We start from the raw sequence: 15501 nt of genomic DNA, 5'->3' as shown, positions 1-15501 counted from the left end.
GCCGCCGAGGCGTTGAAAGCCGACGAGGTGACGTGGGCCACCACGGAGCTCTACGGATCGCTCGCCGACAGGTGCTGCGATCACCGGCCGATCGTCCCGGACGAAGAGTTGCACCGTCGGGCGGGTGCGGTGGCGATGCGGTCCGAGGCGAGGACGTAGCCCGGTTCGGCTGCGTCGGCCCGGTCCGGCCCGGCCCGGGTGGCCGCCGTCGAGCTCAGAACGACCCGCGCGCACGCACGCCGCGGATCCACGGGCCGGCCGCGGCGAGCAGGCCGGCGACCACCGCGCCGGCGCCCAGGGCGATGTGCACCGCGGCCACGCCGAGCGTGCCGGACTGCGCGACCACGGCGCCGAAGGCCAGGGTGAGCGCCGCGTAGCCCGCCGCCGCCCGCAGGGGCGAGGTGCCTTGCCGTCCGCGCCGGGCCGGCGCCCAGAGCTGGCAGCTCCAGGCCAGGCCCCAGGCGGCGCCGTGCGTGGCGGCCAGGCCGAGCAGATCCACCGGCACGGGAGCCCAGGCGGCGAAGGCCGCGCCGGCCACGAGCAGGGCTGCGCAGGTCAGCGCCAGGGTGCGCTGCGAGCGCCCCAGCATCCAGCGCTGGAATAGCAGCGCGGGACCGAACATCGACGCCAGGTGCAGCAGCACCAGCACCTGCGGCGCGATGCCGCGGCTGCTGCACCACGCCGCCATCAGCGGCAGGGCGGCCATCATCGGCAGCATGGCCAGGCCCGCCAGCAGCATCGGCCACTGCAATGGATCGCGCCAGGCGCCCGACGGCCAGGCCGGCAGCGAACAATCGAAGAGGCCGGCGCGGCAGCCCGGCGCGCGGGGCTTGTCCGCGATGTGCGCCTGCAGCAGCACGAGCAGCGCCGCCGCCGCGACGACGAAGGCCGCCAGCCGGATGGCCAGCTGGCGCACGTCGCCGACATCGCCCAGCAGCAGCCCGGCGCCCAGCGCGCCCAGGCTGGCGGCCGCGACGGGCGGCGCGGGCGCCGTGGCCTGCGTCAGCCGCAGCGCGCGCACCACGCCCGAGGCCAATGCCGTCAGCGCCGCCCAGCCGGCCAGCGCCGGCAGCAGGGCCGGCAGGCGTCCGCCGTGCACCGCCCACCACAGGCCGGCGGCCGTCACGATCGCGGCCGCGACCAGGGCCAGCGCGCGGGTCCGCCGGCGCAGGCCGCCGTGGGTGGCCACGGCCGCGGCGGCGCCCAGTCCCAGCAGCCACAGCGCGACCAGCGCGAAGGCGGCGACGATCGAGGGTGCGAACTGCAGCGCCAGACTGCCGATGCCCACCCAGCCGGCGACCAGCAGGGCCCAGGCGCACCCGCGCGCGAGGGCCAGCGGCCGGGAGGCGGGGAAGGGCAAGGGCGTCATGCAGGCACGCCGCCGGCGGGCGAGGGCCAGGTGAGCCGATGGCCGGTGCTCGCCGCGAACCGTTCCAGGTCGTCGGGCGTGTCGATGTCGATGCCGAAGCGCCGGTTGTCGGTATCGAACCACCGCACGAGCTCGCCATGCGCGTCGCGCCACTTGCGGCAGGCGAGGTCGGCGGCGCCCGCGAGCCACTGCTCGCGCAGGGTGGCATCGAAGATGATGGGGTTGCCGGGTCGCGGCTCGCCGTCACCGGTGGCCACCCGGGGCACCACCATCATGGCGTCGCCGCGCTTCTTGTAGGCGCCGATCAGCATCGTGATGTCCTGCGAACCGATCAGGGGCTGGTCGGCCAGCGCGACGAGCACGGCATCCAGCCGCGGCGACAGGGCCCGCAGCCCGGCGCGGACCGACGACGCCTGGCCCTCGTCGGGCGAGGGATTGCGCACCAGCGTGATGGGGAGCTGCCCGATGGCCGCTTCCACCGCGTCAGCGTGGTGTCCCAGCACGACCACGACCTCGTCGACGCCCGCACCCGACAGCGCCACCAGCTGGCGCATCACCAGCGGCACCCCGGCCAGCTCGAGCAGCGCCTTGGGCCGCCCGCCCAGGCGCCGGCCGGCGCCGGCGGCCAGCAGCACCGCGCCCACCGCCATGCGGCTGTAGAGCCCGTTGGCCTTGTACATGCAGCCCATGCGTTCCTCCTGGCTAGGCCAATGCGGCCACGATGTCCGGCAGCACCGCCTGCAGGCTCGCCAGGTCGGCGCCCGGCGCCAGCAGGTCGAGGTGCGGCAGCGCCGCCTGCATGCCCTGGCAGATCGGCGCGTAGCCGGGCCGCTGGCAGAGCGGATTGATCCAGACGATGCGCCGGGCCCGCCGGCGCAGCTGCGCGAGCGCATCCGACAGACAGCGCGGATCACCGGTGTCGTAGCCGTCGCTCAGGATCAGGAGGGCCGTGCGCGAATGGACGGCGCGCCCCGCCTCCTCGCGCTCGAACTGCACCAGGCTGTCGCCGATGCGCGTGCCGCCGCCCCAGCCCTGCGCCAGCAGGTGCAATTGCTCCTGCGCGCGCCAGGGATCGGGGTCGTGCAGCGCCTGCGAGACCGGCGTCAGCCGCGTGTGGAAGATGAAGCTGCGGATGTCCGGCAGCTCCGCGCCCAGCGCACGCGCCAGCCGCAGGTAGAAGAAGCTGTAGGGCGCCATCGAGCGGCTCACATCGATCAGCAGCACCAGGCGGGGCCGCACCCGGCGGCGCTCCTTCCAGGCCAGGTGGAAGGGCGTGCCACCGCTGGCGACGCTGCGCCGGATCGTGCCGGGCAGGTCGAGGCGGGTTCCCACGTGCGCATGGGCCTCGCGCCGCAGCCGGATGCGCTGGAGCCGGCGTGCGAAGCGGCGCATCAGCAGCTCGATCTCGAGCACCGAATCGCGTTCGGTGAGGAAGCGGAAGTCGGTCGAGGACAGCACGTCGCGGCGGCTGGCAGCCCGGCGCGGCCGGAGGTCCTCGTCGCGGTCGGTCTCGTTGCCGGCCGGCGCCGGCAGCTCGGGCCATTCGCCGTGCCGCTGGGCCTTCGCGGCGTCGCGCTGCATCGGCCGCTGCCAGCGGTTGGGTGGCAGGAACCAGGCATCGAACAGCCCGTCGAAGCGCCGCCATTCGTCGCAGCGGCCGCACAGCAGCGCCCGCAGGCTCCACCGCAGCAACTGCGGATCGAGCACGCCCACGCACTGCGCCGCCCGCAGCACGGTGACGGCATCGCCGCCGCCCACCATGAAGCCGTTGGCGCGCAGGAAGCCAGGGAATCCCGCCAGCCGCGCCGTGGCGCGGGCTTCCAGGGGAGCGGCGAGGGTCAGCATGCGGCCGCCAGGCGGGCGACCACCTCGCGCGGGAAGGCCGCGCGGTCGTCACGCGTCTTGATCAGGGCACTGAGGGTGTCCATGATCCGCCCGGCACCGTCCTTGTCAACCACGGAGATGCCCAGCCGCAGCAGCGCGGCGGTCCAGTCCAGCGTCTCGGCGATGCCGGGCTTCTTCTGCAGGTCCATGCGCCGCACGCCCTGCACGAAGGCCACGATCTGCGCCGCCAGCGCGGCCGGTGCGGCCGGTGCCCGGGTGCGCACGATGGCCAGTTCCTTGTCGTAGTCGGGGTAGTCGATGTACTGGTAGAGGCAGCGCCGGCGCAGGGCATCGGACAGCTCGCGCGTCCCGTTGGAGGTGATGACCACCGCCGGCCGGCTGGTGGCGACCACCGTGCCGAGCTCGGGAATCGACAGCTGGAAGTCCGACAGCAGCTCGAGCAGGTAGGCCTCGAAGGCCTCGTCCGCGCGGTCGACCTCGTCGATCAGCAGTACGGGCGGCTGCTCGCAGGCGATGGCCTCCAGCAGCGGGCGCTTGAGCAGGTAGCGCTCGGAGAAGATGTCCTGCTCCTTCTGCGCGATGCCACGTTCGTCGTGCTCGAGCAGCTTGATGGCGAGTAACTGGCGCTGGTAATTCCACTCGTACATCGCCGCATGGGCGTCCAGCCCTTCGTAGCACTGCAGGCGGATGAGGCGCGTGCCGCGCACCGAGGCCAGCACCTTGGCCACCTCGGTCTTGCCCACGCCGGCGTCGCCCTCCAGCAGCAGTGGTCGCTCGAGGTCCTGCATCAGCAGCAGGGCGGCGGCCAGCGGCGGCTCGGCGATGTAGCCGGCCTGCGCCAGCTCCTGCTGCAGCCCAGCCAGATCCTGTGCGCGCCCGGTCGCCGTCATTGCCGCGGCGTCGCGCCGCGGGCGAACAGCGAACGCAGCCAGTGCTTGAAGGCGCCCCAGAGCAGGCCCGGCCCGTTCAGCGACGGGACCGGCTCCGCCGCGGCCACGGGCGGCGCGGCCTGCGCGGCTGGTGCGGTTGTTGCGGCTTGCTCGGCTGGTGCGGCCGGCGCCGGGGGCGCCTCGACGGCCTGCGGCTGGCGGGCCCGCAACTGCGCGGCGAAGTTGCTGGCGAACTGCTGGAGCAGCTGGTCGGCCAGCGAGGTCATCAGGCGCCCGCCGAAGGTGGCGGCCTTGCCGCTCACCGACAGCTCGCTGGACCCCACCAGCCGGCAGGACGCGTCGTCCACCGGATCGACATGGGCCCCCAGGTCCATGCCCGCCGCGGACCCGCCGGTGGTGTCGGTGCCCTTGCCGCGCAGGCGCAGCGAACGGCCGGCCGGATCGAGCTCCAGGACTTCGATCTCGCCGCGGAACGTCAGGTTGGCCGGCCCGAATCGCACGGCCACCGTGCCCTTGTAGTGCTGCGGGTCGATGCGTTCGGTGATGCGCGCGCCCGGCATGCAGCCGGCCACTGCCTCGATGTCCTGCATCAGGGCCCAGGCGTGATCCGCCGAGGCCGGCATCGGGAAGGTCTTGTCGAGCTGGACTTTCATTCGTGCTGCATCGACCCGGTTCGATGGAACTGGAAACGGCATGCATCGCCGTCCGCCGCCAGAGTGGTGGGACGCTCGAACCGCACCCCGTAGCGGGGATCCTCGAGCGCTTCGGCCCACACCTTGTCGAGCGCGCAGAACAGCGCAGTGACTTCCGCAGCGCGATTGGCGCGGAAGAAATCATTGAAGAAGCAGCGCTGGATGTTCACGAAGTTCCGGCGCTCATCACGAACCTCGGTGGCATATCGGAACGATGCGCCGAACCGCTGCTCGCCGCGTGTCTGGAAGTTCTCGGAGATGCGCGAGAAGGCCTCCTGCGGCGCATCGTCGGAAATGCCGAAGCGACTCTCCAGGTAGGCCGACACCTGTTGTCGGAAGGGTGCGGCCATGGCGTTGAGAAAAATCCGCAGGAGTCGCGCCGGATCGACGGATGGCTTGAGCTCCTCATAGGCGGCCAGGACCGTCGCGCAGGTTCGCAGCCACTGCTCACCAGGCGGGTCGAGCGCCATATGGCGGTTCGCTGCGAGCAGTTCGTCGGCACGCAGCGCGACGGCGCTCGCAACCTGCTCCCAATCAGCCGGACATTCCGGTCCCAACGCCTGGCGAACGGCGGTGACCAGGGCAGTGACGCTGGTGTCGCCAAACGAGAGCCGCGGTGCCGTCATGGCGTCTGACGCTTGTTGATCCCCAGCTCGTTGCACTTCTGCCAGACACGCCAGGCCGAGTGCGGCATGTCCATGTGGGTGACCCCCAGGTGGGCGAAGGCATCGATCACCGCATTGCTCATGCAGGGGATGCCGCCCACGTGCGGGGATTCGGCCACGCCCTTGGCGCCGATCGGGTGGTGCGGGCTGGGCGTGACGGTGTAGTCGGTCTCCCAGTGCGGCGTCTCCATCGCCGTCGGCAGGAAATAGTCGAGCAGGGTATTGCCCAGGTGGTTGCCCGCTTCGTCGAACGGCATCTGCTGGCCCATGGCTACGGCGAACGCCTCGGTCAGCCCGCCGTGGATCTGGCCTTCGATGATCATGGGATTGATCCGCGTGCCGCAGTCGTCCAGCGCGTAGAAGCGCCGCATCTTCACCTCGCCGGTGAACTTGTCGACGTCGACCACGCACAGGTAGGCGCCGAACGGGTAGGTCATGTTCGGCGGGTCGTAGTACGTCACGGCGTTCAGGCCCGGCTCCATGCCGGCGGGCAGGTTGCCGGTGTGCGCGACCATGCAGATCTCCTTCATGGTCTTCCACTGGCTGGGGTTGCCCTTGACCGTGAAGCGGTCGATCTCCCACTCCAGGTCGCCCTCGGCCACCTCGAGCAGGTGGGCGGCGATCTTGCGGGCCTTGTCCCGGATCTTGCGGGCCGCCTGGGCGGTGGCGGCACCCGACACCGGGGTCGAACGCGACCCCCAGGTGCCCGCGCCGTAGGGCGCCTTGTCGGTGTCGCCTTCCTCGACCACGATGTCGCTCGCCGGCAGGCCGAGTTCGGTCGCGATGATCTGGGCATAGGTCGTGGCATGGCCCTGGCCCTGCGACATGGTCCCCATGCGCGCGATCGCGGCGCCGGTCGGGTGCACACGGATCTCGCAGCTGTCGAACAGGCCGATGCCCAGGATGTCGCACACGCTGGTCGGCCCGGCCCCCAGGATCTCGGTGAAGGTCGCCAGGCCAATGCCCATCAGGGTGGGCGCGTTCGGATCGGCGCGGCGGGCCGCCTGCTCGCGGCGCAGGCCCTCGTAGTCGCAGGCCTGCAGCACCTTCTCGAGCGCCGGGTGGTAGTTGCCGCTGTCGAGCGTCCAGCCGAACGCCGTCGTGTATGGGAACTGCTCGGCCTGCACGAAGTTGCGGCGCCGGATCTCGGCCTTGTCCAGGCCCAGCTTCTGCGCGAGCACGTCGACCATGCGCTCGATCAGGTAGATCGCCTCGGTCACGCGCAGCGAGCAGCGGTAAGCCACTCCGCCGGGCGCCTTGTTGGTGTAGACGGCGTCCACGCGCGCGTAGGCGTTGGGGATGGCGTACGAGCCGGTGCAGATGGAGAACAGGCCGGCGGGGAACTTGGTCGCGGAGACGTGGGAATTGAAGGCGCCATGGTCGGCCAGCGCCGTGAAGCGCAGTGCCTTGATGCGGCCGTCGGCGTCGGCCGCGAGCTCGCCGACGCCGTGGTAGTCGCGGGCGAATCCGGTGGTGGAGATGTTCTCGATGCGCGTCTCGATCCACTTGACTGGCACCCCGGTCACGATCGAAGCGACGATGGCGACCACGTAGCCGGGGTAGACCGGCACCTTGTTGCCGAAGCCCCCGCCGATGTCCCCGGCCACCACGCGGATCTTGCTTTCGGGGATGCCCGACAGCATGGCCAGGACGGTGCGCACGAGGTGCGGCGCCTGGGTGGTCATGTAGACGGTGAGCGCGCCGGTGCCCTTGTCGAAGGAGGCGACGCAGCCGCACGGCTCCAGCGGGCAGGGATGGACGCGGGGGTTCAGGATCTCCTCGCGCACCGTGACCGCGGCCGTCGCGAAGGCCGCGTCGGCGGCCGCCTTGTCGCCCGCCTCCCAGGTGAAGATGTGGTTGGGGTGGGTGCGGGGGCCGTGGCCGACCTCCTTCTTCTCGGCGATGTCCTCGCGGATGACGGGCGCATCGGGCGCCATGGCCTTCTTCGGATCGACGATGGCCGGCAGTTCCTCGTAGTCCACCTCCACCAGGGCGGCGCCGTCGGCGGCCGCATAGCGGTCGGTGGCCAGCACCATTGCCACTTCCTGGTACTGGAAACAGACCTTCCCGTCGGCCAGCACGGCCTGCACGTCGCCGCCCAGGGTGGGCATCCAGTGCAGCTTGACGGGCTTGAGGTCGTCGGCGGTGAGCACCGCCACGACCCCGGGCACGGCCTTGGCCGCGGCCTTGTCGATCGACTTGATCCGGGCGTGGGCATGGGGGCTGCGCACCAGCGCGCCGAACAGCATCCCGGGCAGCTGGATGTCGTCGACGTAGCTGCCCTGGCCACGGATGAAGCGCGCGTCCTCCTTGCGCAGCATCGAGGTGCCCGTGCCCTGCAGCTTGTCCTCGCGGGCCTTCAGTTCAGTCATGTCGCCCATCTGGTCCTCCGGAGGGTTGGATGCGGTGAACGGCGCCGCGCGCCTGCCGACGACGCGGCCCGTCAGGCCGACGGCGCCTGGGCGGCGACCTTGTGGTCCGCGACTTTCCGGGCCGCGGATTGCACGGCCTTGACGATGTTCTGGTAGCCCGTGCAGCGGCACAGGTTGCCGGCCAGGCCGTAGCGGATGTCCTGCTCGGTCGGTTCCGGGGTCTCCTGCAGCAGGCGCCAGGCACGAATCAGCATCCCCGGGGTGCAGTAGCCGCACTGGAGCGCATGCTCCTCGTGGAACGCCTGCTGGATCGCATGCAGCTCGCCGGCCTGCTGCAGGCCCTCGACGGTGAACAATTCGGCGCCGTCGCACTGCACGGTCAGCACGGTGCACGACTTCACCGACATGCCATCCAGGTCCACCGTGCAGGCGCCGCAATGCGAGGTCTCGCAACCGACATGCGGGCCGGTGTGGGCCAGCCGGTCGCGCAGCGTGTGGATCAGCAGTTCGCGCGGCACCACGGAGACCTGCACGTCCTTGCCGTTGAGCTTGAATGCGACCTCGTGGGTATTCGCCATGTCCGCTCTCCTGGTCCTAGGCCTGGCCGGTCCGCGCATGGGCTGCCTGCAGCGCGCGGCGTGTCATCTCGCCCGCCATCGCGACCTTGTAGGCCACGTCGCCCCGCAGGTCGGGCGTGGGCTCACAGATCGCCATGGCCTGCCGCGCGGCTTCGTCCAGGGCCGCTTCGTCGAGCGGCTTGCCCAGCAGGCTGGCTTCGGCGCCGCTGGCCTTGAGGGCGGTGGGGCCGGCATTGGTGAGCGCGATGCTCACCGTGGCCACGTTACCGCCCTTCATCTGCAGCAGCACCGCTGCCGCCGCGGTGGCGAAGTCGCCGGTCTTGCGCTTGAGCTTCTGGTACGACCATCCGGTGCCCGGCGCGGGGATGGGCACGCGCACCTGGGTGAGGATCTCGCCCGGCTCCAGCTGGGTCGAGTACACGCCGAGGAAGAAGCCGTCGGCCTTCACCGTCCGCTCGCCCTGGGCGCCACGCAGGACGAACGACGCGTCCAGGGCCAACATCAGCGCCGGGTGGTCGTTGCCCGGGTCGCCGTGGGAAATGTCGCCGCCGATCGTTCCCTTGTAGCGCACCTGCGGATCGGCGATCCAGCCCGCGCCCTCGACCAGCAGCGGAACCTTGTCGGCCAGTAGCGGTGAGTGCAGCAACTCGTGTTCGGTCGTCATGGCGCCGATGTGGATCTCGTCGCCCACCTGGCGAATGCCGCGCAGCTCGGCGATCCGGCGCAGGTCGACCAGGTGGCTCGGCTGGGCAAACCGCAGCTTCATCATCGGCAGCAGGCTGTGGCCGCCGGCCAGCACCTTGGCATCCGGTCCGAGGTTGCCCATCAGCTGGACCGCCTCGGCGAGCGAGTTCGGGGCGTGGTAGTCGAAACCGGCTGGGAACATCGCAATGCCTCCTCGTCGCCGCGGCACACGGGCCACGTTCAACGATAGTCACGGCCGACGGCGGCGGCTCGAATATCACCAAGAGTTACCGGTCGCGTGGGGCTCCTGACCCAGCGCGTGTGCGGCGCGCTTCAACCGAGAGAACGCGCGCCTTGCACGAGGCGCGCGGTCGATGACGCGATGGACAAGGACGGAACGAAGGCGCGCATCCTCGCGGCCTACGGCTTGTAGCGACCCGGCGGCGGGAAGACGCCGGGCGTGGGTCGCGGCGCCGTCTACTTCGGGGCGGCAGGCTGCCGGGTGAGCGTCCACACGAGCGTGTGCGCCAGCCACTGCTCGTAGGCGTCCAGCGACCAGCCGGATTCCTGCACCAGCTTGTGGAAGACCTCCTGGCTGGTGTACATCCACATCAGGGTCGCCGCCGCTTCGCGGTCCAGCCCCTCGCGCGCCTGGCCGGCCTCGAACAGCGCGTCGATGCGGTCGCGCTGCATGTCGCGGCGCAGCTTCTCGAAGGCCTGCTGCGACTTGCGCAGCTCCGGCGAGAACGCCGACGAGCGCGTGAGCAGGCCCAGTTCGCCCGCCTGCGCCTCGTAGATGGCCCGGGCCACCCGCGCGGTCAGGGCGATGCGCTCGACGGGGTCGTCCACGCCTTGCAGGGCCTGCAGCGCCTCCTGGAAGCGCGGGCCGAACATGGCCTGTTCCATCAGGGCCCGCAGCAGGCCGCTCTTGGAACCCACCGTGGCATAGACCGTGGCCTCGGACACACCCGCCCGCTCGGCGATCTGCCCGATGGTCGTGGTGTCGATGCCCTTGCGCAGGAACAGCACCTTGCCGGCTTCCATGATGCGGGCGCGGGTTTTCCCGGCGGATTCACTGCGCGCGGCCGAGCGGTAGGCACGTTTGCCTTGGACAGCCATATTGAATATAGTTTACCGTATCCAATTGATGGAGCCGCCGCCATGACCTTCGAGGCCTGCACCAGCACGATCCGGGAGAAGACCGGCCAGGAGCCGCGTCACGCCGGAGCCGCGCCATGAACACCGGGGCGTCCCCGCTACCGGGCCCCTGGCGACGCCGCACGGGCATCGCGCTCACGGTCCTGGTGCTGGCGTTCTTCGCGATGGACGCGCTCGGCAAGCTGCTGCAGGTCGAGCCGGTGCTGCGCGGCACGGCAGAACTGGGCTGGCCGGTGGCCGCGGTGTTCCCACTGGGACTGCTGCTGGCCCTGGGGGCGCTCCTCTATGCCATCCCGCGCACCTGCATCCTGGGCGCGATCATCCTCACGGCGTTCCTGGGTGGCGCCGTCGCCTCGCACTACCGCGTCGGCTCGCCGCTGGCCACGCACGTGCTGTTCGGCGTCTATGTCGGCGTGCTGATGTGGGCGGCGCTCGCGCTGCGCTACCCGGCGCTGGTGCGCGTCCTGCGCGCACCCGGCCGAGAGGCGGTCTAGGCGCTTCGGGCCGGGCGCAGGTGTGCCCGGCAGTTCGGATCAGGTGCGCGCGGCCGCCGCGGCCTGCGTGTCGTACATGCCCCAGAAGCGCGCGACCCGCCCGCCGCGGACGGTGAACACGTGGACCCATTCCGCTTCGAAGACCTTGCCGTCGGGCAGCGCCCGGGTCTTCTCCCAGCCGAGCACGGTGACGTGCTCGGCTGCGGCGAGGAACTCGCGGGGTTCGAATGCCTGGACCTCGTCGGTTGCGAACACGGCCGCAAACCATTTCTCCACGGCGCTCCGGCCGCGGAACTTGCCGGTGTAGGGCAGGCCCTTGGCCCCGATGAACGCCCAGTCGACGTCTTCGGCGGCCAGTTCCAGGATCCCGGGGACGTTGCCGGCCCCGAAGGCCGCGTACGCGGCCTTGACCACATCCAGGGGGGAATTCGCAGTTGCGCCCATTGCAGCCTCCTCGACAACCAGTCGGGGCTGCAATTTAGACCGACGGTGCCGGCCGCCAAGGCCAGCCGTCCGTAACAGAGTTGGGCAGGACGTGCGACCCGCCCGCCGGGCAGGCGTTGCCCGGTCAGGCTTCCTGCACCGTCGTCGCCACCTCGGCGCGGCGGGTCTGGATCCTGCCGCCCAGCGTGGCCAGTTCCATGCCGCACGACTTCGCCTTGGCGAAGATGATCCGCCGCTCCTCTTCGATGTGTTCGAGCGCGTGGCGCCAGATCGCCTCCACCGCACCGTCGAGATTTTCCGCCGTCGGCACGCGGTCGATCAGCTCCTTCACGTGCTGGTGCTCCTTGCGCGCGCGCTCGACCATCTGCTCGTCGCCGGTCGCGTGGGCGAACGCCGGGTAGAAGATCTCTTCCTCGACCATGGAGTGCAGGGTGAGTTCCATGCAGATGATCTGCGCCATGTGGAGCTTGGCCGACGGGTCGGAGCCGGCCGATTTGTAGTCCCGAACGAGGTCCTCCAGCCGCTGGTGGTCGGCCTCGAGCAAGGCGATGGCGTCTTGAGCCATGGTGGTCTCCTGTGAGGCGCGGCGGCCTGCAACAGGGACGCCGCACGCCACCAAGCTAGCGCCGCCTGCGCAGGCGGGCTGTAGGCTGATGTGGGCAGCGACCTGTCGGCGGCTGACGTGCTGCTCCGTCAGGCGCGGTGCCGGGTCACCAATCGTGCCGTGCCAGGACCCGCTGGCGGCCCGGTCGAGTCACGGCGACGGCGTTCACGCCGGCACTTGCCGCTGCGCCAGCGCACGCTGCATGGCTTGCACCAGCACAGCCGGCGGCACCGCGCCGGAGACGCCCAGCTTGCCGTCGACGACGAAGAACGGCACGCCCGTGCCGCCGCGGTGAACCACATCCTCCAGCGGCGGCAGCCACGGCAGGTCATGCGACAGGGGCGTCTCCGGCAGGCCCGGCGTGGCGATGCCGCAGGCCTCGAGGGCGGCGCGCAGCACCTGCGGGTCGCCGATGTTCTCGGCGCCCGTGAAGTAACGCGTGAACAGGTTCTCGATCAGGGCTGCCGCGGCAGCCGGGCCGGCCTCCTGCCGCGCGAAGCGCACGAGGCGGTGGGCCAGCAGGGTGTTCGGGAAGGTCTCGATGCGCGTGAGGGCGAGCTCCAGGCCCGCGTGCAGGGCCGCATCCAGCACCTGCGACTGCCGCGCGGCCACGGCCGCGGGGCTGCCCAGGCGGGCGACATAGAAGTCGCGGTACGGGAGCCCTTCCAGGGGCGTGTCCGGGATCAGCGGGACGGAGCGCCATTCCACCGTGACGGCCAGGTCCGGCTGCTCGGCCCGCAGCTGGGTGATGGCAGTTTCCAGGTGGCGCTTCCCGATCAGGCACCAGGGGCAGATCAGGTCGAAGGAGACGTCGATGGAGAGGGGCGCGGGGACGGACATGCGCGGGATGATGGCCTGGAGTGCCACCTCGCGCCCTATCCTTGAAGAGGGGGCTGTCCGGGGGCCTGTGTGGGAGATACGGAGCCTGGGCGGCCGCCGGCCACCGGCGCGAGAAGCAGCCGCTGGGGCGCGCAGCCCGGCGCGCTCAGGAGGGGATCTTCCCGTCGGTGTCCAGCGCGTAGCCGCGCACCAGCTCGTCCCAGATCGCGGGAGGGCAGCTGCGCTGGACGATGGGCCGGAAGTGGCGCCATTGTTCCGGCGTACAGGCGTGCTGCAAGCCCCAGACGAAGACGCGTGTCGCGACGGCGGGGGGCTGTGCCGTCGACCCATGGCGACTCAGCATCTCCACCACCCAGCCGACGAACCAGTCGAAGTCGGGCAGCCCGGTGCCGGGCGTGAGCAGGCGGTCGTGGACGACGCGCGCGCGCCCTTCGGGCGTCGGCGCGGTCTTCATCGTCAGCGGCATCATCACCGCCTCCTCGTGCTCGAGGTGGTGCAGGTGTTCGTCGCGCCAGGCCGACCAGGCGTTGCGCAGGTCAGCGAGATCCGGGCCGGCCAGCGCAGCCTCCACGGCGGCCCCCAGGCGCTTGTCGTCCGTGTGCTCGGCAGGAAGGCCGGCGGCGGCACAGGCGCCTTCGCTCACGGCATCGAGCAGCGAGAACATGTCGCGGTCTTCCATCGCCATGTGCACCGCGAGGCCGCGCTGCAGGCGGCGCCACTCGTCGGCGAAGGCTGTCCGGTCGCGGGTCTCCAGCGCGGCTTCCTGCAGCCGGATGCTGGCGCGCAGGGCCTCGTGGGTGTTGCGCATGATCGCGAACGGCATGGGCTTGGGCGCCTCGGCGGCGGCGGGAGCGGCATCGGGCACGGCGGTCTCCTCGATGGATCGGATGGGACGCTCAGCGCGGCGGGATGTCGCAGGCGCCGTGGGCGCAGATCTCGAAGGCGCTGTCCTTCTGCACCCAGCCCTGCTTGACCATGAAGCCGTGGAATTCGCAGCCGACGCACAGGCCCAGCACGGACTCCATCCAGAGCAGCAGCATGAAGATGACGCAGATCGTCAGCGGCACGGCGCCGGTGACGCCGGCATTGGTCATGACCATCATCGCGCCCGACATGATGAGGGCGAGCGTCCAGGCGAAGCGCTTGGGCCTGGCCGAGGCCCAGTCGGGGCCCTTGCGCTGCACCATCCAGCCCGCCAGGACGCCCAGCGGGCTGTACTGGATGCCGATCGTCACGCGGATCAGGTATTCGACGAACAGGAAGGTCGTGACGGCCTGCATCGGCAGGTAGACGCTCTCGAAGCGGCCGTAGACGAGGGCAACGGCCGCCAGCACCAGCGCCAGGCCGGCGGCGGCGCGCACCTGGTTGTCGTTGAACACTGCCGCCTGCACGGGCTTGCCGTTGTGGCTCAGCCCCGAGATGACGTGACCGTAGGTGGCGTGAAAGAAGGACATGCGAACCTCCTTGAGCTTGGGCGACGGAGTCCGGATGATGCCCATTCCGGTTGCAACAATCCAGCCTCGGCGAGAGGCCGCGGCGACGAGCGGGACCGCGCGGCGGCACGGATGGGCAAAGCGGCCGGCCAGGCCATCGATGGCAGACGCACACCGGGCGCCGTGCGTCTCCCTCGTCGATCACGGTCGTGCTGGTGGCCAAGGCCTGGCTGCCGACGGGCTCGACGGCGCCTTGTTATCGTTGGACATGCTCGTCACACCGTCCCACTTCGTTCCGCTCCATGCGCCGCAGCCAGGCGCGCACGAACACATCTTCGTCTTCCGCGGCGGCGCCCTGCTGGTGCGCGAATCGGACCTGGCCTTGCCCGACGAATCCGCGTGCCTCGCGCTCGATGTGCCGCTGGCGCAATCCCGGGCCGTGGGCATGCTGGGACAGCACTATTGCCGGGCAGCCTGGGTCGAGGCCGGTGCAGCGGACCCGGCCGGCGGCTTCGCCTTCCGGCCTTTGCGCTCGCTGTTCGGCGCGCTGGACGCGCACCTGATGGCCGTGGCCGGCCGCGCCTTCCAGGTGGCCGAATGGGCAAGGACCCATCGGTACTGCGGCGCCTGCGGCGGCCCGATGGAAGCGCTGGCGGGCGAACGGTGCATGCGGTGCACACGCTGCGGCCACGCGGCGTACCCGCGCATCTCGCCGGCGATGATGGTGCTGGTGAAGAAGGGCGACGCCATCCTGCTGGCCCGCAATGCGGCGTCGCCCACCGGCCGCTTCAGCGCGCTGGCGGGGTTCCTCGAAGCAGGCGAGTCGGTCGAGGACGCGGTCCACCGCGAGGTGCACGAGGAGGTCGGCTTGCGCGTGCACGACCTGCGCTACTTCGGCAGCCAGTCGTGGCCGTTCCCGCACTCGCTGATGATCGCCTTCACGGCGCAGTGGGCCGGCGGCGAGATCAGCGCGGACCCGCGCGAGATCGCCGAAGCGCGCTGGTTCGGGCCCGGCGACACGCTGCCGGAGTTCCCGGCCGGCATCTCCATCGCTGGCGAGCTCATTCGCGCGAACCTGCCGCGCGCCGCGGCGTAGCAGCTGGTGGGTTGACGCGCACGACCTGCACCTACGGTCAGCGTGGCGCCATCTGCAAGGCGCGGTGCGCGCGCGCCTACATGGCTCCTTGTCCCATTCGCACGCCGGTGGTCATCGCCCCCTGACGCTTGCGCGCGAGGCCGCCCCCAACACTTTTGACTGACAGCACTGTCTGAGGGCCAACGACCGGAGCGCGGTGGATCTGGCTCGACCGAACTGATAGACAGGCCGATGACCTGGGCCCGGCCCAGGGTCACACACCCACCGCGCGGCTCGACAAGCACGGCTCCCACCCGGGCCGGGAGATGAGCCGCGACTGCGTTTCGGCATGTGCCTC

General features: G+C 71.0%; 17 protein-coding genes. 2 read left to right on the top strand and 15 right to left on the bottom strand.

Features of this window, described 5'->3' with window-relative positions:
* Nucleotides 1-214: 214 nt before the first annotated feature.
* The 10 genes from GON04_RS19550 to GON04_RS19505 form a co-directional block, all read right to left on the bottom strand.
* Complete coding sequence (locus tag GON04_RS19550; RefSeq protein WP_157399680.1) at nucleotides 215-1369, bottom strand: hypothetical protein; 1155 nt, start codon at nucleotides 1367-1369, stop codon at nucleotides 215-217.
* Nucleotides 1366-2058: a nucleotidyltransferase family protein gene (locus tag GON04_RS19545; protein ID WP_157399679.1), complete on the bottom strand. Its 693-nt coding sequence runs from the start codon at nucleotides 2056-2058 to the stop codon at nucleotides 1366-1368. The genes GON04_RS19550 and GON04_RS19545 overlap by 4 nt, the downstream gene beginning before the upstream one ends.
* Nucleotides 2059-2071: 13 nt before the next feature.
* Nucleotides 2072-3214: a vWA domain-containing protein gene (locus GON04_RS19540; protein WP_157399678.1), complete on the bottom strand. Its 1143-nt coding sequence runs from the start codon at nucleotides 3212-3214 to the stop codon at nucleotides 2072-2074.
* On the bottom strand, nucleotides 3208-4104 hold the full coding sequence (locus tag GON04_RS19535) for an AAA family ATPase (RefSeq protein WP_157399677.1): 897 nt from the start codon (nucleotides 4102-4104) through the stop codon (nucleotides 3208-3210). Before GON04_RS19535 ends, GON04_RS19540 begins: the two co-directional genes overlap by 7 nt.
* Nucleotides 4101-4757, bottom strand: coding sequence for an SRPBCC family protein (locus GON04_RS19530; protein ID WP_157399676.1), 657 nt, complete (start codon nucleotides 4755-4757; stop codon nucleotides 4101-4103). Before GON04_RS19530 ends, GON04_RS19535 begins: the two co-directional genes overlap by 4 nt.
* Entirely contained in the window at nucleotides 4754-5422 is a 669-nt protein-coding gene (locus GON04_RS19525) for an L-2-amino-thiazoline-4-carboxylic acid hydrolase (protein WP_157399675.1), read from the bottom strand. Before GON04_RS19525 ends, GON04_RS19530 begins: the two co-directional genes overlap by 4 nt.
* The gene (locus GON04_RS19520) at nucleotides 5419-7833 is read right to left on the bottom strand and encodes an aerobic carbon-monoxide dehydrogenase large subunit (RefSeq protein ID WP_232533154.1); all 2415 of its coding nucleotides are present in this window, start codon (nucleotides 7831-7833) and stop codon (nucleotides 5419-5421) included. Before GON04_RS19520 ends, GON04_RS19525 begins: the two co-directional genes overlap by 4 nt.
* A 71-nt stretch (nucleotides 7834-7904) precedes the next feature.
* Nucleotides 7905-8411, bottom strand: coding sequence for a (2Fe-2S)-binding protein (locus tag GON04_RS19515; protein ID WP_157399673.1), 507 nt, complete (start codon nucleotides 8409-8411; stop codon nucleotides 7905-7907).
* A 16-nt stretch (nucleotides 8412-8427) separates the two neighbouring features.
* Nucleotides 8428-9297: an FAD binding domain-containing protein gene (locus GON04_RS19510; protein WP_157399672.1), complete on the bottom strand. Its 870-nt coding sequence runs from the start codon at nucleotides 9295-9297 to the stop codon at nucleotides 8428-8430.
* Nucleotides 9298-9572: 275 nt separating this feature from the next.
* Nucleotides 9573-10139 (bottom strand): TetR/AcrR family transcriptional regulator, encoded by a 567-nt coding sequence (locus tag GON04_RS19505; RefSeq protein WP_198349352.1) that lies wholly within the window; start codon nucleotides 10137-10139, stop codon nucleotides 9573-9575.
* Between the two features lie 191 nt (nucleotides 10140-10330).
* On the opposite strand from GON04_RS19505, the gene GON04_RS19500 reads away from it, so the two are divergent.
* Nucleotides 10331-10747, top strand: coding sequence for a DoxX family protein (locus tag GON04_RS19500; protein ID WP_157399670.1), 417 nt, complete (start codon nucleotides 10331-10333; stop codon nucleotides 10745-10747).
* Between the two features lie 39 nt (nucleotides 10748-10786).
* Here GON04_RS19500 and GON04_RS19495 read toward each other — a convergent pair whose 3' ends face one another.
* From GON04_RS19495 to GON04_RS19475, 5 genes are all read right to left on the bottom strand, one after another.
* Complete coding sequence (locus tag GON04_RS19495) at nucleotides 10787-11191, bottom strand: nuclear transport factor 2 family protein (protein ID WP_157399669.1); 405 nt, start codon at nucleotides 11189-11191, stop codon at nucleotides 10787-10789.
* 124 nt (nucleotides 11192-11315) lie between these two features.
* On the bottom strand, nucleotides 11316-11756 hold the full coding sequence (locus GON04_RS19490; protein WP_157399668.1) for a hemerythrin domain-containing protein: 441 nt from the start codon (nucleotides 11754-11756) through the stop codon (nucleotides 11316-11318).
* Nucleotides 11757-11960: 204 nt separating this feature from the next.
* Nucleotides 11961-12635, bottom strand: a complete 675-nt coding sequence (locus GON04_RS19485; protein WP_157400784.1) for a DsbA family oxidoreductase — start codon at nucleotides 12633-12635, stop codon at nucleotides 11961-11963.
* 145 nt (nucleotides 12636-12780) lie between these two features.
* Nucleotides 12781-13500, bottom strand: coding sequence for a hemerythrin domain-containing protein (locus tag GON04_RS19480; protein WP_157399667.1), 720 nt, complete (start codon nucleotides 13498-13500; stop codon nucleotides 12781-12783).
* A gap of 31 nt (nucleotides 13501-13531) precedes the next feature.
* Nucleotides 13532-14089 carry a DUF4395 domain-containing protein gene (locus GON04_RS19475; RefSeq protein ID WP_157399666.1) on the bottom strand — a complete coding sequence of 186 codons (558 nt, stop codon included), beginning with the start codon at nucleotides 14087-14089 and terminating at the stop codon, nucleotides 13532-13534.
* Nucleotides 14090-14336: 247 nt separating this feature from the next.
* Between GON04_RS19475 and nudC the strand changes: the two genes are divergently transcribed.
* Complete coding sequence (nudC, locus tag GON04_RS19470; RefSeq protein ID WP_157400783.1) at nucleotides 14337-15164, top strand: NAD(+) diphosphatase; 828 nt, start codon at nucleotides 14337-14339, stop codon at nucleotides 15162-15164.
* Nucleotides 15165-15501 lie beyond the last annotated feature (337 nt).

Source organism: Ramlibacter pinisoli, assembly GCF_009758015.1.
GTDB classification, from domain to species: Bacteria; Pseudomonadota; Gammaproteobacteria; order Burkholderiales; family Burkholderiaceae_C; genus Ramlibacter; species Ramlibacter pinisoli.
The sequence above is the reverse complement of the archived record's forward strand: the minus strand, read 5'-3'. Positions and strand labels throughout refer to the sequence as shown.